A 22,903-nucleotide genomic window follows, 5' to 3' on the forward strand; every position below is an offset into this window, starting at 1 on the left:
TTTGCGGAGCAACTGGCCTGGTGATCGATAGCCAATTGCGCAATAGTGGACTGCATGCAGCGGCAATATCTCCCCGCGAGTACGCTCACCGGCCTGCTCGGCTCCTGGGCTGACGACTCCGGCCCGGCATACCGGGTGCTGGCCGATCGGCTCCGCTTGCTGATCGCGGACGGCCGGATCATCCCTGGCTCTCGGCTCCCGAGCGAACGGGAGTTGACCGAGGCTCTGGGGGTGAGCCGTACGACGGTCGCCTCGGCGTACCGCGAGTTGCGCGACAGCGGCTATCTGATGAGCCGCCGCGGGTCGGGCAGCGTCACCGCCCTCCCGTCGAAGGTCGCGCCTGAGCTCGGCCGGCACCACGCGCCGGGGATCGACACCGATGGGCTCTACGACTTCACCTGCGCGGCGCCGTCCGCCGTGCCGGGGATCAGTACGGCGGTGGCGGAGGCGGCCGGGGACTTGCCGGTGCACCTGGCGACGCCCGGGTACCACCCGCAAGGCCTGCCCGTACTGCGTTCGGAGATCGCGGCCGCTTATGCGGAACGCGGGCTGCCGACCACGCCGGACCAGATCATCGTGACCGCCGGTGCGCTGGCGGCGACGTCGATCGCGATCCGGGCGATCACGCAGTTCGGCGACCGGGTGCTGACCGAGAGCCCGACCCACCCGAACTCCGTGGACGCGATCAGGCGTACCGGCTGCCGGGTGGTGGCGGTGCCGATGAGCCCGGGCGGCTGGGACCTTCCCTTGCTGGAGGCAACGATCAGGCAGACGGCGCCGCGGGCCGCGTGGATGGTGGTGGACTTCCAGAACCCGACCGGCTGGTTGATGCCGGCCGCGGACCGGCAGCGGCTGGCGATCGCGTTCGCCCGCAGCCGGACGACGGCGATCGTGGACGAGACCCTGTTCGAGCTGTCCCTGGACGGCCAGGAGCTGCCGCCACCGTTCGCGTCGTACGACCCGGACGGCGTGATCACCGTGGGGTCGGTGAGCAAGTCGTTCTGGGGCGGGTTGCGGATCGGGTGGATGCGGGTGCCGGAGGCGCTGGTCGCGCGGGTCCTGGACGCGCGGGCGTCGATGGATCTGGGCGCGCCGGTGCTGGAGCAGTTGGTCGTCGCCGGGTTGCTGCGGCAGCGGTCGACGATTCTGCCGGAGCGGCGGTTGGAGCTCGCTCGGCGGCGGGACGCGTTGGCGTCGGCGCTGGCGTCCGAGTTGCCGTCGTGGCGGTTCCGGGTGCCGGGTGGCGGGTTGTCGCTGTGGTGCGAGTTGCCTGAGCCGGTGGGGTCGAGTCTGGTCGGTGTCGCGCAACGGAACGGCGTACTGCTGGTGTCCGGTTCGCGGTTCTCGCCGGATGGTGGGCTCGAGTCGTTCATCCGGTTGCCGTTCACGCTCGACCCGGATGCGCTGCGTGACGGGGTGAGTCAGTTGGCCGCGTCGTACGCATCGCTGACCACGGGTGGGGCACCGGCCCGGCGTACGGCGGCCATGATCGCTTGACGTCATCTCGCCGTAAGGGGTGTGGGGAAGGTTCGCCTTACCCCCGGCGTTGAACGATCATGAGAGTACTTCTGCGAGAGGCGTGAGAATGTCGTTCTTCAGGCGCAACACAGCACTGGTCGAGCCCGAGGCCGCACTGCCCGGCCGGCCGGAGCCCGGATTCGCCGTACCGGCGGACAACATCGTGCTCGGTACGCCGCAGACCGCCGCTGCCCCGGAGGGGTTCGAGGAGGTCTGGTTCGGCACCGGGTGTTTCTGGGGCACCGAGGAGATCTTCTGGCAGCTGCCAGGGGTCTACACCACGGCCGTCGGCTACGCGGGTGGTTACAGCCCGAACCCGACGTACGAGGAGGTCTGCACCGGCCGCACCGGCCACACCGAGGCGGTCCGCGTCGTCTACGACCCCACCAAGACCACCTTCACCGACCTGCTGAAGGTCTTCTGGGAGACCCACGACCCGACCCAGGGCATGCGCCAGGGCAACGACCTCGGCTCCCAGTACCGTTCCGCGATCTACTACACCACCGACGCCCAGCGTGCCGAGGCCGAGCGCACCCGCGACCTCTACGCCCCCGTCATCAAGCCCCTCGGCTACGGCGACATCACCACCGAGATCGCCCCCGCCACCACCTTCTACTACGCCGAGGGCTACCACCAGCAGTACCTTTCTAGCTACAAAAACCCCAACGGCTACCGCTGCCACAGCAACACCGGCGTCGCGTTCCCGGCCGAGAGCTGAATCAACTGAAGGGCGCCACCATCGCGGTGGCGCCCTTTTGTTTGCCGGTTCAAGCTCGTGCTCCCACTGGATCGTCCGGACCGACCGGGATCTTGCGCTTCGCCGCGGTTGAGGTCTGAAATGGCTGGTGGAGCTTGGCGAACGAGCCACTCGGGGGCGAGGTAGGCCGACCACTGCATCGCGGTGCCGACGTGCTGACGTTCGCTCGCCACTCCGGTGGCACGCGACCAGCATGGAGGCACCCATGAAGTTCACCTCTCACATGACCCGGCGCAAAGCGTTGGGCCTGGTAACTGCGTCCCTGATCATCTCCGCAGGCCTGATCACCCCGACGACCTCGTTGGGTGCGCCCGCCGGAGGTACCCGCTCGATCCCGAGCGGCGGAACGACGAGCATCCAGACCCGTCCGTTCGGAGTGGACGGCCTTCAGCAGCCGGAGCTCCGGCCTGGAGGCAGGGAAGAGGACGAAGGCGACGGCGAGGCCGGCGAGTTCACCCGTCCGCGCCCGGGGTTCAAGAACGGCAAGTTCCCGAAGAAGCCGCTCGACGCACCGGTCGTCGCGTCCAGCGCCGTGGCCGGCTCCAACGCGGATGTCCAGGCGAGTGTGAACGGGCTGACCCACCGCGACCAGCGCCTCGCCAACGGCGGCAACCAGTTCTCGCTCGAACCGCCCGACCAGGCCCTGTGCGTCGGCAACGGGTTCGTCGTCGAGGCGGTCAACAGCGTCCTGCGCGTTCGCAGCTCCGCGAACGCCGCCACGCTGAGTGGGGTCCAGGACCTCAACACGTTCTTCGGCTACCCGCCCGCGATCAACCGCACGACCGGCGTGGTCGGGCCGCAGGTCATCGACCCGGTGTGCCTGTACGACCCGGACCACCAGCGGTTCATGGTCGTCCTCACCACCTTGGGCAGCCTGCCGAACGGCGACTTCACCGGCAAGAACACGATCGACCTCGCCGTCTCGAACACCGGCAACCCGCTCGGGACCTGGACCATCTACCACGTCCCGGCGCAGAACGACGGGACCGACGGCACACCCGACCATGGCTGCACCGTTGACGGTGTCGTCCACGGCCCGTGCTTCCAGGACTACCCGCACATCGGCCAGGACGCCAACGGCGTGTACGTGACGAGCAACGAGTACGACCTGTTCGGGCCGGGCTTCAACGCTGCGCAGGTCTTCGCGTTCTCGAAGGCACAGCTCGCCGGCCATCCGGCCAGCATCAACATGACCCCGATCGAGAACCTCGCCGTCGACGGCTCGCCCGGCTTCACCGTCTGGCCCGCCAACTCGCCGGCCGGGGAGTACTCCAGCGAACGGAACGGCACGGAGTACGCGCTGAGCACGATCGCCGGTGACGGTAGTGAGACCGGCAACCCGACCGGCACCGCGCGCCGGTTGGGCATCTGGGCGATCACCAACACCGCGTCGCTGAACACCGCGGCACCGGCGCTGGGGATCACGAGCCGGCTGACAAACAGCCAGACGTACGTCGTCCCGCCGGCATCGGACCAGAAGCCGGGCGACATCCCGCTCGGCGAGTGCCTCAACGACACCACGATGCCGACACCGTTCGGTCCGGGGTGCTGGCAGGCGTTCTTCCTGCCCGCGGACGAGCCCGCGCACGACGAGGTGGAGTCGACGCCGGACTCGCTGGACTCCCGGATGCAGCAGACCTGGTACGTCAACGGGACCCTGTGGGGTTCCTCTGGTACCGCGGTCCGGGTGAACGGCGAACTCAAGGCGGGGATCGCCTGGTTCGCGGTGAGCCCGAAGATCAACGGCGCCGGCAAGATCCAGGGCCGGGTGACCAAGCAGGGTTACATCGCGCTCGCGAACAACAACCTCACCATGCCGGCCATCGCCTTCACCCCGGCCGGCAAGGGAGCGATCGCCTTCTCGGTTCTCGGTGAGACCCACTTCCCGAGTGCGGGCTACGTCCGGATCGACGAGCGGGGGTCGGTGGGGCCGATCCACCTCGCGGCCGCGGGGCTCGGGCCGGCTGACGGCTTCACGTCGTACAAGGCGTTCGTCGGGGATCCGCCGCGGACCCGATGGGGTGACTACGGCGCCGCCGTGACCGACGGTGGCAACATCTGGCTGGCGTCGGAGTACATCGGTCAGACCTGCACGCTGGCGGAGTACTTCCCTTCGCCGAACCTGGCCAATTTCGGAAGCTGTGGAGGCACGCGCACCAGTCTTGGAAACTGGTACACCAGAATCACCAAGCTAAGTCAGTGAACTCAGCTGACACCTGAGTCCAACCCCAGGTAGAGGGCGCCACCTGACGGGTGGCGCCCGGCCTGTCGAAGGCGGTGGCACCGAGGGGCTTCAGATGGGTGGCTCTGCGGGGAAGCCGGTCCAGCGCAGGTCGGCGGGCAGGTGTCGCATGTCGTTGTAGATCAGGACCGAGGAGGGGCGGCCGGGGGCGAAGCGGAGAACGGTCAGTGCCGCGTTGCAGTGGTTGAGAGCGAGCCACCGCCACTTCGGCGCGTCCAGGGTGTGTCGAACCAGCCAGGCGACCAGGAAGTTGTGGGTGATGAGCAACTGGTGCTGTACGTCGTTGCCGTCCACCGGCCCGGTGAACCGTTCCAGGGCCACGCGCGCCAGCTCCGCTCCGCTGTCGAGCTCCTCGGCCGTGAACTGCTCGAGGAAGCGCAGCAGGAAGTCAGCCGAGTCCGCCGGCAACTCGTCCCGCGCCGGCAGGTAGGGGACATAGTCTCCGGCCGCTTCCGAATCCTCCAGCGGGACTGGAGTCTGGAACTGTTCCTGCACGAGACGCGCGGTCTGAACCGCCCGCGGGAGCGGACTGTGATGAACAGTCGAGAACGGGACGTCCTGCAGTCGCTGACCGAGCAGCACGGCCTGACGGCGGCCCCTCTCGGTCAACCCGCTCTGATCCGGCAACGCCTCGGCATGCCGGACGAGGTAGAGGTACCGGGTCGCCACTCCGTCAGCCTGGGGACTTGCCGGGCTCGATCTGCTGGGCGAGGTACTGCTGGACGCCGACGCGTTCGATCGCGTCGAGTTGCGACTCGAACCAGTCCACGTGCGTCTCCTCGTCGCGGACCATCTCCTCGAACACCGCCGCGGTGCCGTGGTCGCCGAGGTCGTGACACTCCTTCGCGCCGGCGTTGAACTGCGCCACCGCGGCGAGCTCGCCCTCGAGCCCCAGCCGGAGCATCTCCTGCGCGTCCTCACCGACCGCCACGGCGCCGAGCTTCTGCAGGTTCGGGTGGCCGTCGAACAGCAGGATGCGGCTGATCAGCGCATCGGCATCCTTCATCTCGTCGATCGACAGGTCGTAGAAGGCCTTGCCTAGCCGCCCGAAGCCCCAGTTGTCGAGCATCCGGGCCTCGAGGAAGTACCCGTTGATGACCGTCAGCTCGAGGGTGAGTGCCTCGTTCAGCAGTACGACGACGCGTGGGTTAACCGGCTGCACCTGCCACCTCCGTGATTGAGGCTGCCGAGACCGACCTCCCATGCTGGCACAACAACCGCTTCAACGAGAAGACGCAGCCACCACAGTTCCGTCCCGCCCCGGTCGCCCCGCACACCTGCGCGAGCGTCCGGGCGCCGCGGTCGATGCTCTCGACGACGTCGCGGTCGCTGACGACCTCACAGTGGCAGACAATCACACAGGTGAGGCTACCCTAACCGCGAGGTGCTGAACACCTTCCCCGCGAAATCCTCAACCAGTGGACAGCAACCGAGGGCTCACCGCGAAAGGTTGGCGCCCTCGGTTTTGTGTTGGATCGGCGGGGTACCGGCCGTGCGGCTGGGGGCCTGGTGGTCGTGAAGTACATGATCCGATCAGGGAGGGCAGCGACATGGCCGGAGCAAGGTCCGCGGGCAGGCTGGTGAAAGCCTGGGGCACCGGAGTCAAGGACATACCGCGGAACACGAGCTGGCTGCTGTCGAAGGCGTTGACGCCGCTGGAGGCGACGAAGGACGCGGCCGGCAGCGCGACGCACGCGGCCGGAGGTGGGCTGGTGGACATCGCTCGCCACGCTGGGGCTTCTGTCCTGGATGCCTTGCCCGTCGGCGACTCGATCGAGCTGAGGCTCCAGCGAGCCAGAACCGCGGCCGACGAGGCGCACCAGGCCGAGGACGAGGCCGTCCGCGAGGCCGAGGAGGCGAAGGCGCGCAGCGACGAGGCGCGTCAGATCGCCGAGCGGTGCCGCGCGTACGTGCGTGACGTCGAACGGGAGCAAGCACAGGAGGTCAGCGACAAGGTCGCGGAGGCTCGCCGTGAGGCCGATGCCCGGGTCGAGCGGGCTCGCGCTGCGGCGCAGGCCGACGCCGATCGCGTGGTGCAACGGGCGCAGGCCGAGGCCGACGACCGGGTCGCCAAGGCACGCGAGGAGGCGGAGACTGCGCAGGCGAAGGCCAAGCAGACGATGGCCGATGCGACGGCCAGTCTCGCGGAAGCACGGCGGCTGGCCGACGAGGCGACCGAGGCGACGAAGGCGGCCGCCGAAGAGGCTCATAGGCAGGCTGCACAGCTGGCCGCGAACGCTGATCGCGAAGCCAAGAGCGCCGACGAACGGGTTCGCGAGGCCGAACAGGTCCGGTCCCGCGCCGGTGCGCAACGCAAGGGCAATGGACGGGCTCAGGCGACGGCCGACCTCAACGAGATGACCAAGACGGACCTGCTGAACCTTGCGATGACCGAGGACGTCAAGGGCCGGTCGGCAATGAGCAAGACCGAGCTGGTCACCGCGCTCAAGCGCTCGAGCAGTTCGAAGCGGCACTAGCCAGGAGTGGAGACGACCATGGGACTGTTGCACAGGAAGAACCGGTGGGAGCGCATGGTCGAGCCGATCGCGACCGGCGCCACGAGCGCGATGCGCCGTCGTGCCGTGCGCAACAGCCTGGCCGCCACGGCCGCGGCGATCGGCATGAGCGCTGCCAGCGCGGTGGTCTCCTCGCGGCGGCAGAAGGACAAGAAATGAAGCTGCGCAGTCTCGCGGTGTTCGGCGTGGGGTACGTACTCGGGGCCAAGGCGGGACGTGAACGCTATGTACAGATTGTCGAGGCGCTCCAGAAGGCGTCGCAGCAGTTCGACGAGGCTCGCCGGCAGCGCGGCAAGCCTTCCCGAGCGGGCAGCGACGGACTCGACAGCTATCTGGACGAGACCAGCCGAAACTGACACGCTGGCCGGCGGCGCCGTCGTCCACACCTCGCTGGTCGCGCGGCTGCTGGGCCTGCGGATCCTGACCGTGGAGGGCACCATCCTGCTGGCGCCGGTCTCGTACGCCGAGGCGCCCGCGGACTCCCGGCGTACTACGACGACCCGCGTGGACGGCAAGCCTCTGCCCACCGGGATCGGGGCCCGGCTCGGTCCGTCAGCACGGTTGATCGACGAAAGCATCAACGACCTGCGAGCTGTGCACCTCTGACCGGACTCCGTTCAGAAGCGGTAGTGCAGGACGATGGTTCCCTTCCGGGACCACGCCGTACTGCGGGCCTGGGCTCGGTAGTAGACGCGGAGGACGGACGGGAACTGGGCCACCTCGGGTTCGCGGCTGATCAGGATCTCCTTGATCAGTTGCAGCTTCGGGTTCCAGCGCTCGAAGTCGCGCGGGTTGTCGACGCCGGGGAACTTGATCAGGTCCGCGACCGTCTTGGTGCCGCGCGAATGCCTGGCCGCCCAGACGGCGAACCTGGTGTAGCTGTTGAAGACCAGGTTGCCGCTCGGGAAGTGCTCGACCAGCCGGTCCAGGAGCGACGTCACCTCGTCCTGGCTGAGGAATCCGAACAGACCGTCGGCCACGATGATCGCCGGCTTGTCGGAGGGTACGGCGTCCAGCCAGCCCTTCTCGTTCACGTCGGCGGCGACGTTGTGGCTGTGCGGACGCTCCGGGATCAGCTCGCGGCGTGCGGTGACGACCTCGGGGAAATCGACGTCGTACCACTCGACGGTGTCCGGCGGGGCGAGCCGCTCGCGGCGGGTGTCGAGACCGGCGCCCAGGTCGACACCGACGGCATCCGGGTGACGGTCGAGGAACCTCGACGCCACCTCGTCCATCTTCTTCGCCCGGATGGTCGCGTTCAGGAGCAGGTTGGTGTCGATCTTGAGCCGCTCGTAGTCGTAGCCCGACGTACGGACGATCTGGTCGGCCATGGCATCGCCGAGGATCGGGTCCGGCCTGCGGTTGTCGAGTGCGCGGCAGCACAACGTCAACCACAGGCTGTCCTCGAGCGGCGTGAAGGCCGGAAGCGTGGGCCCCATGACGGATCCCTCCGAGTTCGGTGGTGGACTTCGCACCACCCTCGCCACTGCCCTGCCCTGCGGCATCATCCACATCGAGTGATTTCAGGCCCTCAACCCATCGTCTTCTGGCCGTCGATCGTCTCGCGGATGATGTCGGCGTGGCCGGCGTGCTGTGCGGTCTCGGCGGTGATGTGGAGGAAGACCCGGCGTACCGTCCAGAACACGCCCGGTGGCTGCCACGGCGCGGCCGGGAGTTCGTAGGCGACGTCGAGGTCGAGAGTGCGAACCAGGTCGTCGGTCGCGGCGGCGACCTTCTCGTACTCCGCGAGTACGCCGGCCAGCGTCTCGCCCTCGGTGAGCCGGAACTGGTTCTCCCACTCGGCGATCGCTTCCGGGGTGTACTCGGTCTCCTCGGGCGCGTCCTGGCCGGGGCCTGTCTGGGCGAAGCCGGTCCACATCCGCTCGACCGCGGTGACGTGCTTGATCAGCCCGCCGACAGACAGCGCACTGACCGTACTGCGAGTGTTCGCCTGCTCGTCCGTGAGCCCTTCCGCGGTGTGCCGAAGGAAGTATCGATGCTTCGCGAGGAAGTCGAGAATGTCGGCCCGTTCACCGGTCAGAACCTGCTCGTTCGTCGTCATGCTTCGACCCTAGGAGCCGTAGCGGCCAGGAGGTGTCCTCTACTTGGGGGCTCCTCAGATCGACCGTCGGGAGCTAGGGTGGCGTGGGGGTGGTGAGGTCACCAAACCCGTTGCTGACAAAGGGTTTCGGGCTGACGACGACTCGGCACCGGGCTCCTGGTCCCGCGTGCCGTTGCAGGCCGGGGCCGACTTCGTTACGCACTTCGAGGGGGCAGCACAGTGGGAATGATCACGACCAGCGACGGTACCGAGATCTTCTACAAGGACTGGGGCAGCGGTCAGCCGATCGTCTTCAGTCATGGTTGGCCGCTGTCGGCCGACGACTGGGACAACCAGCTGCTGTTCTTCCTGCAGCAGGGGTACCGCGTCGTCGCCCATGACCGCCGCGGTCACGGCCGGTCGACGCAGACCGGCGACGGGCACGACATGGACCACTACGCCGACGACCTCGCCGCGGTCGTCGAGCATCTCGACCTGCACGACTGCATCCACGTCGGCCACTCCACCGGTGGTGGCGAAGTCACGCGCTACCTCGCCCGGCACGGTGAGGGCCGCGCAGTCAAGGCCGCGCTGTTCTGCGCCGTACCGCCGCTGATGGTGAAGACCGACGCCAACCCGGACGGCCTGCCCAAGGAGGTCTTCGACGACCTGCAGGCCCAACTGGCGGCGAACCGCTCGGAGTTCTACCGCGCGCTGCCGTCCGGACCGTTCTACGGGTTCAACCGGCCCGGCGTGGAGTCCTCCGAGGCAGTCATCCAGAACTGGTGGCGGCAGGGCATGATGGGCGGGGCCAAGGCGCACTACGACGGCATCGTCGCGTTCTCCCAGACCGACTTCACCGAGGATCTGAAGCGGATCGGTATCCCGGTGCTGGTGGTCCACAGCGAGGACGACCAGATCGTTCCGTACGTCGCCTCGGGCCCGCGGTCCGCGGAGCTGCTGAAGAACGGTGTGCTCAAGACCTACAAGGACCTCCCGCACGGCATGCCGACCACGCACGCCGACGTGGTCAACGCCGACCTGCTGGAGTTCTTCCGGTCCTAGAACTCTCCCCTGGCGCCACCACAGTCATCAACTGACTTCGTCATGCTCGCGCGCCCTCCCGGCGACAGTCGCCTGACGAAAGGACCTGTCGATGAACAGGAACCGATCACCTCTCTTCCGTGTGCTGACCGTGCTGGCGGCCGTCCTGGGCCTGGTGCTGACCGCGATCACCCCCGCGGCGGCGTCACACCCCGGCGGCCCGAAACCCACCATCGTGCTGGTCCACGGCGCCTGGGCCGACGGATCCGGCTGGTCCAAGATCACCAGCCGGCTGCTGAACGACGGCTACACCGTCCGCGTGCCACCGAACCCGTTGCGCAACCTGACCACCGATGCCGCGACCATCAGAAGCTTCCTGTCCACGTTGTCCGGGCCCGTCGTACTGGTCGGCCATTCGTACGGCGGCGCCGTCATCACCAACGCAGCGACCGGCAACCCGAACGTCAAGGCGCTCGTGTACGTCGACGCCTTCGCACCCGCGGCCGGAGAAACGATCTTCCCGCTGGCCGGCGCGGACTCCGCACTGGCCGTCGACCCCACCACCGTCTTCGACTTCGTCCCGTACCCGGGCGCGCCCGCCGGTGACGTCGACCTCTACCTCAAGCACGACACCTTCATCACATCGTTCGCATCCGGCGTCCCACGCCACGAGGCCGAGATCCTCTACCCGTCCCAGCGCCCGTTGACATTGAGCGCCGGAAACACACCTTCGGGTACGCCGGCGTACCTGACCATCCCGTCCTGGTACGTCCTCGGGACCGGCGACCGCATCATCACCCCTGACGCCCAACTCTTCATGGCCACCCGAGCCAACGCCAAGATCACCAAGATCAAAGCCGGCCACCTCGGCCTCGTCTCCGACCCCAGCCCCATCACAACGGTCATAGAACAAGCCGCCCGCGCAACCCGCTGACCAGCCCCTCGAGAACCACCGGCGCCGAGAGCCAACCAACTCGGCGCCGGTCTCCTGCCCGGGCTGCCCCGGCGACCGGGGTGTGCGGGGCGGGGTTAGGCTGCGGCGCGTTGGGTCGGTGGAAGGGGTTTGTGGTGGGTGTTGGGATTCGGGGTTTGCGGGATGGGGATCCGGTGATGATCTCCGCGGCGTTCACGGCTATTGGGTGGGACAAGCCGGTTGAGCAGTATGAGAAGTATTTGGCTGAGCAGGCGGCCGGCGTGCGGGATGTGTTGGTGGCGACGGTCGATGAGGAGTTCGTCGGCTACGTGACGGTGCGGTGGGAATCGGCGTACTTCGACGGGATGCCGGAGATCCAGGACTTCAACGTGCTGCCGCCGTACCGGCGCCGCGGCATCGGCAGCGGGCTGATGGACGCCGCCGAGGCATTGGTGGCGCAGCGGTCCGCGGTCGTCGGGATCGGCGTCGGTCTGTACGCCGACTACGGCCAAGCCCAACGCATGTACGTCCGCCGCGGCTACCTCCCCGACGGCCGTGGCCTCATGTACGACAACAGACCAGTTGCCCCTGGCAACACAATAAGACTCGACGACGACGCCACCCTGATGTTCACCAAGTCACTGGTCTGACCCCGTGAAGGGGTGCGTCTTCACCCCGCATCGGGGGCGGGGTGGAGACGCGGCTCACTGTTAGTTGGGGATGGTGGTGAGGTTGAAGGCGTAGCGGGCGGTGGAGTCGGCGATGGCGTCGGAGTTGACGCGATGCGCCGGATTGCTTGATTTGTTGAGGTTCCGGAAGGTAGCTGTCCGGAATGTGTTCTAGCGTGCAGGTATGGAAAGTGTGGATGCGATTGAGCGGGCCGATTTGCGGGGTGTGGTGGTTCGGGATGTCGATTTGCGTGGCGCCCGGTTCGAGCGGGTGGCACTGAGGGGCGCCGTGATGCGCGGGATGGATCTCGGGCAGGTGCGGATCGACGGGGACATCGAGGGTCTGGTGCTCAACGGTGTCGAGGTCGAGGCCTATGTGTCCGGCGAGTTGGACCGGCGGTACCCCGATCGCGTGAAGATGCGGCCGACCGACGTACCTGGGTTCCGCGAGGCCTGGGATGTGGTCGAGCGGCTGTGGGAGGGGACGGTCGAGCGGGCGCGGAAGCTGCCGCCCGAGTTGCTCCACGAGAGCGTCGATGGGGAGTGGTCGTTCATCCAGACGCTGCGCCACCTCGCGTTCGCCACGGACGCGTGGATCGGTCGAGTGATCCTGGGCGAGGCGTCACCCTGGCATCCGCTCGATCTGCCGTTCGACGAGATGGACGAAACACCTGGCGTTCCCCGGGATCGCGACGTACGCCCGTCCCTCGAAGAGGTCCTGGAGTTGCGCCAGGACCGGATGGCCGTCGTACGCCGATATGTCGACAACCTCACCGAGGACGCCCTGAACGCCGACACCACCCCCGTCCCCGGCCCCGGCTGGCCCCGACCCGACAACTACCCCATCCGCGAGATCCTCCTCCTACTCCTCAACGAGGAATGGCAACACCACCTCTACGCCGAACGAGACCTCGCCCTTCTCGAGTCCACCTAGTTGCCGAGCGCAACCGGCCCTGGGTCCTCGGTGATCTCGCCTGACTTGGGTTGAGGGGTTGCGTGGGTGGGGGTTGGGGGTCACCTTCGGGGTAGGGGGTGGGACTGATGTTGCTGGTTGTGGGTGGGACGGGTGAGTTGGGTGGGCGGGTTGTTCGGCTGTTGGTGGGGGCTGGGCGGGATGTGGCTTGTCTGGTGCGGCCGCAGTCTGATGGGAGTCGGCTGGAAGAGGTTGGGGCGAGGGTGGTTCGGGGGGATCTGACGGACGCCGGGAGTTTGCTGGCGGCGTGTGAGGGGGTTAGCACCGTGGTCGCCACCGCGACTGCGATCGCTCGGCTGTTGGCGCGCGTACCGGGGCCGTCGCTGCACGAGGTCGACGAGGTGGGGATGGTTGCGCTGGTCGGCGCGGCGGAAGCGGCTGGTGTGGAGCGGTTTGTCTACGTCTCGTACGCCGGTGTCGAGGCGGGTCTCGGCCTACCGATCGAGCGCGCCAAACTGGCGGTCGAACAGCGCCTGAGGGGCTCGAGCATGCGAGCGGTCATCGTGCGGCCGGACGCCTTCCACGAGATTCACCTGGCACCACAGGGCCGCTTCGATATCGCCAACGGCAAGGTGTCGACGATCGGGAAGGGCGACGCCAAACAGCGCTGGGTGAGCACGGACGATGTCGCAGCTCTGGTCGCGGCGGTGGCAGTCGAGCCCGATCCACCCGAGCTGATCGAGTTCGGCGGACCGGAGGCGCTCAGCCGGAACGAAGCAGTCGCGATCGCGGAGCAATTCGCCGGCCGGCGCGTGAAGGTGCAGCATATGCCGCGGCCCGTCGTCCGCGTGATGGTCCGCATCCTCAGCCGTACCAACGACGGCATGGCGTCGGCGTTGGGTGTCGGCCTGCTCCTGGACCTGCACGACGCACCCTGGGACGACGAACCGCTGCGCAGCCGCGGCATCACGCCACGCTCGACCACCGACTACCTCCGCGACTGCACGAGCTAGGCCTCCAGCGCGTCCGCGTGCCGATGGAAGACCTTCCAGGCACCGGATTCGCGACGGTACAGCTGGGTCACCCGCAGCGTGTACTGGCGCGGCTCGCCCTGCCAACTCGCGCTGGTGTGTTCGTAGCCGATCGTGTACCCAACGTCCCCGCTGAGGTCCGCTGAGATCAGTTCGAAGGTGTACGACGAACAGTCGGTGAAGTTCTCCTCCAGGCGCCCGAAGATCTCCTCTGCCGCGGTCGCCGTCGTTCCCGTCATCCAGGCGCCGAACACGGTCACCGGATCGCGCACCGACCAGATCGCCCGCCGCGGCCCGGCATCACCGTTGTGAATGGCAACTTCCGCCTCCCGGAGCTGCGTCCCCACGAAGTCCAGAAACTCGTCCCGTTCAGTCATGCTCCCGCCCCCTTTCCTTGCAGTGAACGCCATCTGGCTCCCGGCCGCCAGGGATCGATGTCATGCGCGCCCGGGAGAAGTCCGTTGAACCCGAGCGCTCCGGCGAGCGTCAATCATTACCGACCGGATGAGAGGGTGGACGCGTGCATTGGGTGAGGCAGCGGGCGGGATTGGTGTTCGGCGCGGGGCTCGTGCTCGGATTGGCGTGGGCGATCGCGGTGTCGACGTCGATGCCGAGTTGGTTCGACCCGAGTGAGGCGTGCGGAAAGAGGTTCCCCGGGCACATCACCCCGGATGGTCCGATCGACGTTCGGACCGGATGGCTCCCACCGCAGGCCGTGTGCGACTTCGGCGCAGGCGACGTACAGCGGTACATCTCGACGACCCGGTCGACGGTGCTGTCCGTCCTCGGCGTACTCATCCTCGTCCTGCTGGTGACCGGTCTCGTGCTGTCGGTCAAGCGATTGTCCGGAGAGCCAGGTCCGAACCGGCCGGCCGAGGGAGTCGATCTGCGTCGGCGGAAGCGCAACCAGTTGACCTTCGGAGCGCTGGACGTGCTCGGAGCCGTGGCGGTGCTGGTCTTCTTCAACGCGGTCGCGATCGTGCTCGGCGAGATCGTCGGCGGCATCCTCTTCGTCGTCGCCACCATCGCGGGACTGGGCGCACTCTGCACTGCCCTCGACCGGCACATGGGTCCGCTCCCGACTACTGCGCTCGACAGCCGACGCCGAGGAACCGCCACCGGAGCGATCCTGTTCGGCGTCATCTTCACGGCAACCGCAGTCACCGGCCAGCTACCGTTCTTCCGCCTCTGGGCCGCTCCGCTGGCCGCGGTCACGTACGCCGTCGTCGTACACCTCCAATGGTCCCGCCACCCCAAGCCAGTGAACGCCTAGCCCACCCAGCCCCCGCAACCGCCGCCGCCACCCGCCACCCGCCGCCACCCGCCGCCACCACCGCCACCCGCCGCCACCGCCCGCCGCCGCGGCCCGCGCATTTCATGGGTTAGCCACTGAAATCACCGGTTCTGCCCCCAAAACGCGGGCTGACAACCGGCAATCTCACCGGTTATCCGTCGAAATGACCGAGCGACGGGTCGAGGGCCGGGACGGTGCGGCACAGGCGGTCCGGGTTGCCGACGGACGCGCCGCGGCAGGCAGGCGGAGGGGGACGGCAGGCGGAGGGGGTGGGCCGTGCATTTCGACAGGAGGTGTCACGCCGAACAGGAGCTCGGCACGCTCCACAGCGCCTGCACAACGCGCCGATCACCCGACACCTCCTGTCCGCGTGTCCCCTCAGACGACCTTGAGCACGGATCGACCAGATCAGCGGATCGCTCGTGGTTGGTTGGTGCACAAGGTCGCGCGTTCGTCCGAACGTCACCATCGTCCTGGGCGAGTACGCCTCTAGGCGGGCCAGCCCGGTTCGATGTTCTGGTTCAGGTGGAAGACGTTCTCGGGGTCGTACTCGCATTTCACCCGGGACAGCCGCTGGTAGTTCGCCTCACCGAACCCGGCGATCACCCGGTTCTGCCCCTCGTTGCCGATGAAGTTCAGGTACACGGCGCCGGTCGACCACTCCTTCAGATCCGAGCACAGATCCCGGGCCCAACGGATCCCCAGCGAGTCGTCGGCCGGATCCGCCCACAGCCCGAACGGATGCGCCACCCAGGCCGCCTGTCGATGCGGCAGCGGCCAGTTGTCCGCGGCCCGCAGTACCTCACCACCCCACGGCAGCAGGATCTGCTGCGACGGCGACGGCGACGGCATGTCCACCACCCGATCAGAGAACGCCTGGATCGCCGGATCGGGCAGCGACGACAGGTGCTCGGCCGACCAGTAGTTGCGGAACCCGGGTGGATCGTCGAGCGCCGACTGCAGTACGTCGTACGGCATCTCCGCGACCATCTGGCCCTCCGGCGCCAGCGCGAAGATCGGCGCGAGCGCGTCCCGCAGCTCCGCCTCGCCGCCGGCGTAGACCGCGCCCACCGCGGCGATGAGCTTGCCCTGCAGGTGTTGCGGCACGAAGTCCTCGGGCGGCCCGGTCAGATAGATCGCTCCACCGCCGAGCTCCTCCGGCGCCCCCTGCTCGAACAGATCCCGGTACGCGCGGATCACCGCCGGGCCGGCGTCGGCAGGCCACATCAGCATCGCGAGCGTGACCGCCGGCAACGGCTGGAGCTTGAACGTCATCGACGTCGCGACCCCGAAGTTCCCGCCGCCGCCGTGCAAGGCCCAGAACAGCTCGGTGTTCTTCGTCTCGTCCGCGATGATCAACCGCCCGTCGGCGGTGACCAGCTCGACCGACACCAGCGCGTCGCAGGCCAGCCCGAACTTGCGTTCCAGCCACCCCGATCCGCCACCGAGCGTGAGCCCGGCGACACCCGTCGTCGACACCCGGCCACCTGTCGTCGCCAGCCAGTACGGTCGGCAGGCGCGATCGAAGTCGCCCCACGTCGCGCCGCCGCCGACCCGCGCCAGCCGCGCCTCCGGGTCGATCTGTACGTCGTTCAGCCGCCGCAGGTCGACGACCAGACCACCCTCGCTGACCCCGGTCCCGGCCACGCTGTGACCGCCGCCGCGGACGGCGATCTCCAGGTTCTGCGCGATGCCGTGCCGGACTGCCGCCTGGACGTCGGCCGCGGACTCGCACTGCGCGATCATCGCCGGCCGCTTGTCGATCATCGCGTTGAACACCGTCCGGGCGTCGTCGTACGCCGCGTCCCCGGACCGCAGGACCACTCCCCCGAATCCCTCGGGTCGTGCCCCCGGCGGCCGTTCGATCGTGTCGGACATGCTGATTCCCCCTTGCACTAGCTCCCGCTCCCCCAGGTGCCACCCCGATCGTGCAACGCAACCACCCACCGGTCAACGGCTGAACCTGGGGGTTAGGGCTCGGTAAGGTCGGGGTGTGAGCACAGCGGCGGTGATCGGTGGAGTGGGCCAGGTCCTGACCGACGACGAGGTGATGAGCTTCGTCGGCGACTCGTTGGCCGGTGCCGGCCTGGACGGGCGCAGCGTCTGCGTGATCGTCCCGGACGCGACCCGGAGCTGCCCGCTCCCCCTGCTGATGAAGGCGGTCCACCAGGCGCTCGACGGCCGGGTCAGCAAGCTCACCACCCTGGTTGCCCTGGGCACCCATGCCGAGATGACGCCGGACCAGCTGCGCGACCACCTCGGTGGCGAGTACGACGGCGTACTGAATCACGAGTGGTGGAAGCCGGATACGTTCGTCGATCTCGGGACCATCAGCGCGGACCGGGTCGGCGAGATCTCCGACGAGATGCTGCGCGACGAGGTCCCGGTCAAGCTCAACCGTGCCGTGGTCGAGCACGACGTCGCCCTGGTCGTCGGCCCGGTGTTTCCCCATGAGGTGGTCGGTTTCTCCGGCGGCAACAAGTACTTCTTCCCCGGTGTCGCCGGTCAGGAAGTGATCGACCTGTCGCACTGGCTCGGCGCCCTGATCACCAGCGCGAACATCATCGGTACGCCGGGCATCACGCCGGTGCGGGCGCTGATCGACGAGGCCGCGTCGCTGATCCCGGCGGAGAAGCTCGCGCTGTCCGTGGTCGCCCAGTCCGGCACGGATTCCCTGCATGCGATCGCGTTCGGCGACACCGCGTCCTCGTGGCGCGCGGCCGCCGACATCTCCGCCCACACCCACATCACCTACCTGGACCAGCCGGTCCGGCGGGTGGTCTCGATGATGCCGGCGAAGTACGCCGACATCTGGACCGCGGCGAAGGGCTTCTACAAGGTCGAGCCGATCGTCGCCGACGGCGGCGAGGTCATCCTGTACGCGCCGCACGTGACCCGGCTGGCCGCGATGCACCCGGAGATCGAGGAGATCGGGTACCACTGCCGCGACTACTTCATCGGCCAGTGGGAGAAGTTCCGCGACCTGCACTGGGGTGTGCTCGCGCACTCGACCCATCTCCGCGGCGCCGGCACCTGGGACCCGGCGACCGGCGAGCACCTCCGCGTCCAGGTCACGCTGGCCACCGGCATCCCGGAGGACGTCGTCCGCGGCGCCAACCTCGGCTACCTGGATCCGGCGAGCGTCGACCTGGCCGCCCTCGAGGACGACCCCGACACCTTGGTCATCCCGAACGCCGGCGAAATCCTCCACCGGTTGGCGGACGCCAGGCACTCATCAACGTGACCGATCGGCCGTGCTCCACGCTTGAGCGCGCCCGCTGACCGCAGTTGATGAGTGCTGGAGGTCCGGACAACTCACCGGTAACCTTCGTCGGTATGACGGAGGTCGTGATCATCGGGGCCGGGTTCGCCGGGCTGTGTATGGGGATCAAACTGCGGCAGGCCGGATGCGAGGACTTCGTCATCCTGGAGAAGGCCGCCGAACTCGGTGGCACCTGGCGGGACAACACCTATCCCGGCTGCGCGTGCGACATCCCGTCGTACCTCTACTCGTTCTCGTTCGAGCAGAACCCGCACTGGACCCGGATGTTCGCGCCCTGGGACGAGATCCTCGGGTATCTCCAGCACTGCGCGGACAGGTACGGCATCACCCCGAAGATCCGGTACGGCGCCGAGGTGACCGAGGCCGCGTTCGACGAGGCCGCCGGCCAGTGGACCGTGACGGTGAACGGCGACGAGACCATCGAGACCCAGGCCCTGGTGACCGGCGTGGGCAGCCTGCACGAACCCAAGCGACCGGACCTCCCCGGCCTCGATTCCTTCGCCGGTACGACGTTCCACTCGGCGCAGTGGGATCACTCGCAGGACCTGCGCGGGCGCAACGTGGCTGTCATCGGCACGGGCGCGTCGGCGATTCAGTTCGTGCCGCGGATCGCTCCGGAAGTCGGGCAACTGGACGTCTACCAGCGGACCGCGCCCTGGATCACGCCGAAGCCGGACCGCGCGATCGGACCGATGGAACGCCGCCTGCACGAACGGTTCCCGGCCGGCCAGCGCGCGATCCGCAATGTCATCTACTGGGGTCTCGAGGGACGTGGCGCCGGCTTCGCGGGCAATCCGAAGTTGATGAAAGGCCTTGAAATACAGGCGAAACGGCATCTGCGCAAGCAGGTCCCGGATCCCGATCTACGGGCCCGGCTCACGCCCGACTACCAGATCGGCTGCAAGCGGATCCTGATCTCGAACGACTACTACCCGGCCCTCGCCCGCCCGAACGTGGACCTCGTCACCACCCCGATCACCCGGGTCATACCGACCGGCGTGGTCACCGCCGACGGGATCGAGCGACCCTGCGACACGATCGTGCTCGGCACCGGGTTCGACGTGTCGGCGAACCTGACCCGGATGCCGATCCTGGGCAAGGATGGCGTCGACCTGGCCGAGCACTGGAAGCGCGAGGGGATCGGCGCCCACCTCGGCATCACCGTCGCCGGCTACCCGAACCTGTTCCTCCTGGCCGGACCGAACACGCTCCTCGGCCACTCCTCGATGGTGTTCATGATCGAGGCCCAGGTCCGCTACGTGATGCAGGCACTGCACCTGCTCCGTCGCCGCGGAGCCTCGTACGTCGAGGTCCGGGAGGACGCGCAGGAGCGGTTCGTCAGCGGGATCCAGGGTGAGCTCGGGGAGACCGTCTGGCAGTCCGGCTGCAACAGTTGGTACCTGGACGCGGCCGGGCGCAACTCGACGATCTGGCCGGAGTTCACGGTATCGTACTGGCGCCGGACCCGGCGGCTGGATCCCGCCGACTTCGTCCTGGTCCATTAGGGGATGACCCGCACTCCCGAAGTAGGAGTGGGTGGGCTGCGGCGTACGACCTTGGGATGAAGGCAAGACCGGTCCGAGGACCGATGTCTGAGCGGCCCCGCTGAAGGATTCTTGAGGTATGGAAATTCTTCAGATTGCCGGAGCGGCGGCGATCGTGATCGGCATCGTGGTCACGGTCCTGCTCGCCATCGTGCCCTCGGTCGTAGACCGATAAGTCTCCCCCACTGGGGAGTCGGCCCGCGCGGTCGTGCACCGAGCGGATGTCAGTCGGCGGACAGGTGGACCAGCAGGTCCTGACGGGTCAGGACGCCCACCGGTTTGCCGTCGTCCAGAACCATCAGAGCGTCGCGGTCCTCGAGCAACTGGACCGCCCGGGTGACCGGTTCGCCGGCGCCCAGGGACGGCAGCGCGGGGTCCATGTGCTGCTCGACCATGTCGGCCAGCCGGGCCTTGCCGGAGTACAGAGCGTCCATCAGCGTCCGCTCCGACACCGCCCCGGCGACCTCGGCCGCCATCACCGGTGGTTCTGCCCGGACCACCGGCATCTGCGAGACGCCGTACTCGCGCAGGATCTCGACCGCCTCGGCGATCGTCTCGTGCGGGTGCGTGTGCACCATCGGCGGCAGGCTGCCGTCCTTGCCGGCCAGGATCTCACCGAGCGTGACGCCGTGCCGGGTGTGCGCGAGGAACCCGTACTGCGCCAGCCAGTCGTCGTTGAACACCTTCGTCAGGTAGCCGCGGCCGCCGTCCGGCAGCAGGACCACGACGACAGCTTCGGGATCGTCGAGTTCGTGCGCGAGCCGGATCGCGGCCGCTGCGGCCATGCCCGCGGAGCCGCCGACCAGCATGGCCTCCTCGCGCGCCAGCCGCCGGGTCAGCGCGAACGAGTCCGCGTCCGAGACCTCGATCACGCGGTCGCAGATGTCCCGGTCGTACGTCTCCGGCCAGAAGTCCTCGCCGACACCCTCGACCAGGTACGGCCGGCCGGTGCCACCGGAGTACACCGAGCCCTCCGGGTCCGCGCCGATGATCTGCACCCGGCCGCCGGAGACCTCCTTCAGGTACTTGCCGGTGCCGCTGACCGTGCCGCCGGTGCCGACGCCCGCGACGAAGTGTGTGATCTTCCCCTCGGTCTGCTCCCACAGTTCCGGACCGGTGGTCTCGTAATGGGAGCGGGGATTGTTCTGGTTGGCGTACTGGTTCGGCTTCCAGGCGCCGTCGATCTCGCGGACCAGGCGGTCGGAGACGTTGTAGTACGAGTCCGGGTGCTCCGGCGCCACCGCGGTCGGGCAGACCACGACCTCGGCGCCGTACGCCTTCAGCACGTTGCGCTTGTCCTCACTCACCTTGTCCGGGCAGACGAAGACGCACTTGTAGCCCTTCTGCTGGGCGACCATGGCCAGCCCGACCCCGGTGTTGCCGGACGTCGGCTCGACGATCGTGCCGCCCGGCTTCAGCTCGCCGGAGGCCTCCGCGGCCTCGATCATCCGGACCGCGATCCGGTCCTTCACCGAGCCGCCGGGGTTGAAGTATTCGACCTTTGCCAGCACGAGCGGCTTGGCGCCGTCGGTCGTACTCCCCAGCTTCACGAGTGGGGTGTTGCCGACCAGGTCCAGGAGTGAGTTCGCGTAGCGCACGTCCTAACTGTAGTGCTGTTGCCCGCGCGAAGTTGGGCGCGTCTTTGCCGTATTTCACTTGCTTGTCTGTCACAGCGTGTAATCCTGGAGACATGACAAGAGCCCGGGCCGCGAAGCGACTGGCCCAGGCCGCAGCCTTCGGGGGCGGGGGACTCGGACTCATCGGTGCCACGTTGTACGGCGTACTGACCGCTGAGGCCGAGTACGCGAAGCGCGTGATCGGGCCGATGCGTTATTACCCCACTCCGGGCGACGGCCTGTACGGCCGGTATCCAGGAAGACCGATCACGTTCGCCATGCTCGGCGACTCCAGTGCCGCCGGCTACGGCACCGAGTCGCCGGACGAGACTCCCGGGGTGCTGCTCGCCTCCGGGCTCGCCGACCTGGCGAATCGGCCGGTGCGGCTGGTCGACGTGGCGAAGACCGGCGCGAAGTCGACCGACCTCGCCGCGCAGGTGGACGCGGCGCTGCAGGCCGGGCCGCACGTCGCGGTCATCCTGATCGGCGTGAACGACGTGAAGGCCAAGATGCCACCCTCGGCCTCGGTCCGGCTGCTCACCGCCGCGGTCCGCAGATTGCGGGCCGCGAACTGTGAGGTGGTGGTGGGCACCTGCCCCGACCTGGGTGTGGTCCGGACGATCATGCCGCCGCTGCGGCAGGTCGCCCGGTCCTGGAGTCACCGGCTGGCCGCCGCTCAGACCATCGCAGTGGTCGAAGCAGGCGGCCGGACCGTCTCTCTGGGCTCCCTGCTCGGTGAGGTGTTCCGGACCAACCCGTCGATGTGGGGCCGGGACAACTTCCACCCCTCGGCCACCGGGTACGCCGCCGCGTCCGCCGCGCTGCTTCCGTCGGTGGCTGCCGCGATGGGTGTCGGGCCGGAGTCGTTCGTGCATCCGGAGCCGTTCCGGGGCGAGGCGATCCTGCCGATCGCGGAGGCTGCCGTCCAGGCCGCCCGGACGGCCGGCACCGAAGTCGCCGCGACCGAGGTCGCCGGACGTGAGCGTGGCCCGCGGGGTCCCTGGGCCTCCTTGCGCCACCGCCGCCGCCACCCGAAAGCCGAGGTCGACCGCGTCGACGAGGACACCAGCGAGACGACAGACGCCGTACCCGTCGGAAGCTGAAGCCTGGAAGAGGCTTGGGACGATTTCGTGCGTCCGCTGAGCGGGGACATTCATGGCGGAAGTCTTGCCTGTGGGCGTCCTCGTGGTGCACAGTCGATAACTACGCGGTACCCCGATGACGGGAGGCGAAGATGGGCTTGAGCCACTCCGAGGAGACGCATCAGCGTCTGGTGGAGAGGGTGCCCAGGTGCACCGGACGTGAGATGACCGAGTGGTTCCAGCTGATGAACGACGGACCGTCGTTCCTGCGCTTCGATGACCGAGTGAGATGGCTCTCCAGCGAGTACGCCCTCGCGCATGGGCACGCAACCGCCATCGTTCACGAATACGACCTGGTCCGGGCGCACCGGCGAATGAGCTGACCCCCGAAGGAGAACCTCACAAGACCTGCCCTTTCAGGTGGAAGGGCGGGTCTTCGCC

General features: G+C 68.1%; 25 protein-coding genes. 17 read left to right on the forward strand and 8 right to left on the reverse strand.

The annotated features are described in order from the left end of the window. The first annotated feature begins 54 nt into the window (after nucleotides 1-54). From yczR to E0H75_RS27575, 3 genes are all read left to right on the forward strand, one after another. On the forward strand, nucleotides 55-1,497 hold the full coding sequence (gene yczR / locus E0H75_RS27565; RefSeq protein WP_131516536.1) for a MocR-like transcription factor YczR: 1,443 nt from the start codon (nucleotides 55-57) through the stop codon (nucleotides 1,495-1,497). Between the two features lie 88 nt (nucleotides 1,498-1,585). Then, nucleotides 1,586-2,236, forward strand: coding sequence for a peptide-methionine (S)-S-oxide reductase MsrA (msrA, locus tag E0H75_RS27570; RefSeq protein ID WP_131516537.1), 651 nt, complete (start codon nucleotides 1,586-1,588; stop codon nucleotides 2,234-2,236). A gap of 244 nt (nucleotides 2,237-2,480) precedes the next feature. After that, on the forward strand, nucleotides 2,481-4,478 hold the full coding sequence (locus E0H75_RS27575) for a hypothetical protein (RefSeq protein WP_131516538.1): 1,998 nt from the start codon (nucleotides 2,481-2,483) through the stop codon (nucleotides 4,476-4,478). Between the two features lie 90 nt (nucleotides 4,479-4,568). Here the strand turns inward: E0H75_RS27575 and E0H75_RS27580 are convergent, their stop codons facing one another. Genes E0H75_RS27580 through E0H75_RS27590 form a run of 3 tightly spaced genes read right to left on the reverse strand, consistent with a single transcriptional unit; the run spans nucleotide 4,569 to nucleotide 5,875 of the window. Beyond that, nucleotides 4,569-5,186, reverse strand: a complete 618-nt coding sequence (locus tag E0H75_RS27580; protein ID WP_131516539.1) for a histidine phosphatase family protein — start codon at nucleotides 5,184-5,186, stop codon at nucleotides 4,569-4,571. Between the two features lie 4 nt (nucleotides 5,187-5,190). Beyond that, nucleotides 5,191-5,679, reverse strand: coding sequence for a bacterioferritin (bfr, locus tag E0H75_RS27585; protein ID WP_131363117.1), 489 nt, complete (start codon nucleotides 5,677-5,679; stop codon nucleotides 5,191-5,193). After that, on the reverse strand, nucleotides 5,666-5,875 hold the full coding sequence (locus E0H75_RS27590) for a (2Fe-2S)-binding protein (RefSeq protein ID WP_131363115.1): 210 nt from the start codon (nucleotides 5,873-5,875) through the stop codon (nucleotides 5,666-5,668). The genes bfr and E0H75_RS27590 overlap by 14 nt, the downstream gene beginning before the upstream one ends. Nucleotides 5,876-6,067: 192 nt before the next feature. On the opposite strand from E0H75_RS27590, the gene E0H75_RS27595 reads away from it, so the two are divergent. The 4 genes from E0H75_RS27595 (at nucleotide 6,068) to E0H75_RS27610 (ending at nucleotide 7,639) form a co-directional block, all read left to right on the forward strand. Then, nucleotides 6,068-6,994 carry a hypothetical protein gene (locus E0H75_RS27595; RefSeq protein WP_131516540.1) on the forward strand — a complete coding sequence of 309 codons (927 nt, stop codon included), beginning with the start codon at nucleotides 6,068-6,070 and terminating at the stop codon, nucleotides 6,992-6,994. An 18-nt stretch (nucleotides 6,995-7,012) separates the two neighbouring features. Beyond that, nucleotides 7,013-7,192: a hypothetical protein gene (locus E0H75_RS27600; RefSeq protein ID WP_131516541.1), complete on the forward strand. Its 180-nt coding sequence runs from the start codon at nucleotides 7,013-7,015 to the stop codon at nucleotides 7,190-7,192. Further along, nucleotides 7,189-7,389 carry a hypothetical protein gene (locus E0H75_RS27605; RefSeq protein WP_131516542.1) on the forward strand — a complete coding sequence of 67 codons (201 nt, stop codon included), beginning with the start codon at nucleotides 7,189-7,191 and terminating at the stop codon, nucleotides 7,387-7,389. Before E0H75_RS27600 ends, E0H75_RS27605 begins: the two co-directional genes overlap by 4 nt. A gap of 70 nt (nucleotides 7,390-7,459) precedes the next feature. Beyond that, nucleotides 7,460-7,639: a hypothetical protein gene (locus tag E0H75_RS27610; RefSeq protein ID WP_131516543.1), complete on the forward strand. Its 180-nt coding sequence runs from the start codon at nucleotides 7,460-7,462 to the stop codon at nucleotides 7,637-7,639. Between the two features lie 11 nt (nucleotides 7,640-7,650). Here E0H75_RS27610 and E0H75_RS27615 read toward each other — a convergent pair whose 3' ends face one another. Together E0H75_RS27615 and E0H75_RS27620 are read right to left on the reverse strand one after the other, a co-directional pair. Next, nucleotides 7,651-8,472 carry a class I SAM-dependent methyltransferase gene (locus tag E0H75_RS27615; RefSeq protein ID WP_165554055.1) on the reverse strand — a complete coding sequence of 274 codons (822 nt, stop codon included), beginning with the start codon at nucleotides 8,470-8,472 and terminating at the stop codon, nucleotides 7,651-7,653. Nucleotides 8,473-8,564: 92 nt separating this feature from the next. Beyond that, nucleotides 8,565-9,095 carry a DinB family protein gene (locus tag E0H75_RS27620; RefSeq protein WP_131516545.1) on the reverse strand — a complete coding sequence of 177 codons (531 nt, stop codon included), beginning with the start codon at nucleotides 9,093-9,095 and terminating at the stop codon, nucleotides 8,565-8,567. Between the two features lie 225 nt (nucleotides 9,096-9,320). Between E0H75_RS27620 and E0H75_RS27625 the strand changes: the two genes are divergently transcribed. From E0H75_RS27625 to E0H75_RS27645, 5 genes are all read left to right on the forward strand, one after another. Then, nucleotides 9,321-10,139, forward strand: coding sequence for an alpha/beta fold hydrolase (locus E0H75_RS27625; RefSeq protein WP_238163310.1), 819 nt, complete (start codon nucleotides 9,321-9,323; stop codon nucleotides 10,137-10,139). Nucleotides 10,140-10,230: 91 nt separating this feature from the next. Next, nucleotides 10,231-11,052, forward strand: a complete 822-nt coding sequence (locus tag E0H75_RS27630; RefSeq protein ID WP_131516547.1) for an alpha/beta fold hydrolase — start codon at nucleotides 10,231-10,233, stop codon at nucleotides 11,050-11,052. A 176-nt stretch (nucleotides 11,053-11,228) separates the two neighbouring features. Then, nucleotides 11,229-11,681 (forward strand): GNAT family N-acetyltransferase, encoded by a 453-nt coding sequence (locus tag E0H75_RS27635; protein ID WP_131516548.1) that lies wholly within the window; start codon nucleotides 11,229-11,231, stop codon nucleotides 11,679-11,681. Between the two features lie 202 nt (nucleotides 11,682-11,883). Further along, nucleotides 11,884-12,633 (forward strand): DinB family protein, encoded by a 750-nt coding sequence (locus E0H75_RS27640; RefSeq protein WP_131516549.1) that lies wholly within the window; start codon nucleotides 11,884-11,886, stop codon nucleotides 12,631-12,633. A gap of 107 nt (nucleotides 12,634-12,740) precedes the next feature. Then, nucleotides 12,741-13,625 (forward strand): SDR family oxidoreductase, encoded by an 885-nt coding sequence (locus tag E0H75_RS27645; protein WP_131516550.1) that lies wholly within the window; start codon nucleotides 12,741-12,743, stop codon nucleotides 13,623-13,625. Here the strand turns inward: E0H75_RS27645 and E0H75_RS27650 are convergent. Further along, nucleotides 13,622-14,020, reverse strand: coding sequence for a nuclear transport factor 2 family protein (locus tag E0H75_RS27650; RefSeq protein ID WP_131516551.1), 399 nt, complete (start codon nucleotides 14,018-14,020; stop codon nucleotides 13,622-13,624). The genes E0H75_RS27645 and E0H75_RS27650 overlap by 4 nt on opposite strands. A gap of 143 nt (nucleotides 14,021-14,163) precedes the next feature. On the opposite strand from E0H75_RS27650, the gene E0H75_RS27655 reads away from it, so the two are divergent. Continuing rightward, entirely contained in the window at nucleotides 14,164-14,916 is a 753-nt protein-coding gene (locus tag E0H75_RS27655) for a hypothetical protein (RefSeq protein WP_131516552.1), read from the forward strand. Between the two features lie 510 nt (nucleotides 14,917-15,426). Here E0H75_RS27655 and E0H75_RS27660 read toward each other — a convergent pair. Then, nucleotides 15,427-16,815, reverse strand: a complete 1,389-nt coding sequence (locus tag E0H75_RS27660) for an FAD-binding oxidoreductase (protein WP_131516553.1) — start codon at nucleotides 16,813-16,815, stop codon at nucleotides 15,427-15,429. Nucleotides 16,816-16,930: 115 nt separating this feature from the next. Here E0H75_RS27660 and E0H75_RS27665 point away from each other — a divergent pair, with 115 nt between their 5' ends. Next, nucleotides 16,931-18,181 carry a lactate racemase domain-containing protein gene (locus tag E0H75_RS27665; protein ID WP_238163311.1) on the forward strand — a complete coding sequence of 417 codons (1,251 nt, stop codon included), beginning with the start codon at nucleotides 16,931-16,933 and terminating at the stop codon, nucleotides 18,179-18,181. Between the two features lie 92 nt (nucleotides 18,182-18,273). Further along, nucleotides 18,274-19,725 carry a flavin-containing monooxygenase gene (locus E0H75_RS27670; RefSeq protein WP_165554057.1) on the forward strand — a complete coding sequence of 484 codons (1,452 nt, stop codon included), beginning with the start codon at nucleotides 18,274-18,276 and terminating at the stop codon, nucleotides 19,723-19,725. Between the two features lie 263 nt (nucleotides 19,726-19,988). Here E0H75_RS27670 and E0H75_RS27675 read toward each other — a convergent pair whose 3' ends face one another. After that, complete coding sequence (locus E0H75_RS27675; RefSeq protein ID WP_131516555.1) at nucleotides 19,989-21,362, reverse strand: cystathionine beta-synthase; 1,374 nt, start codon at nucleotides 21,360-21,362, stop codon at nucleotides 19,989-19,991. A gap of 92 nt (nucleotides 21,363-21,454) precedes the next feature. Here E0H75_RS27675 and E0H75_RS27680 point away from each other — a divergent pair, with 92 nt between their 5' ends. Further along, complete coding sequence (locus E0H75_RS27680) at nucleotides 21,455-22,483, forward strand: SGNH/GDSL hydrolase family protein (RefSeq protein WP_131516556.1); 1,029 nt, start codon at nucleotides 21,455-21,457, stop codon at nucleotides 22,481-22,483. Nucleotides 22,484-22,614: 131 nt separating this feature from the next. Further along, nucleotides 22,615-22,845 carry a DUF4287 domain-containing protein gene (locus tag E0H75_RS27685; RefSeq protein WP_131363087.1) on the forward strand — a complete coding sequence of 77 codons (231 nt, stop codon included), beginning with the start codon at nucleotides 22,615-22,617 and terminating at the stop codon, nucleotides 22,843-22,845. The last annotated feature ends 58 nt before the right edge of the window (nucleotides 22,846-22,903 follow it).

This window comes from Kribbella capetownensis, from assembly GCF_004331485.1.
GTDB classification, from domain to species: domain Bacteria; phylum Actinomycetota; class Actinomycetes; order Propionibacteriales; family Kribbellaceae; genus Kribbella; species Kribbella capetownensis.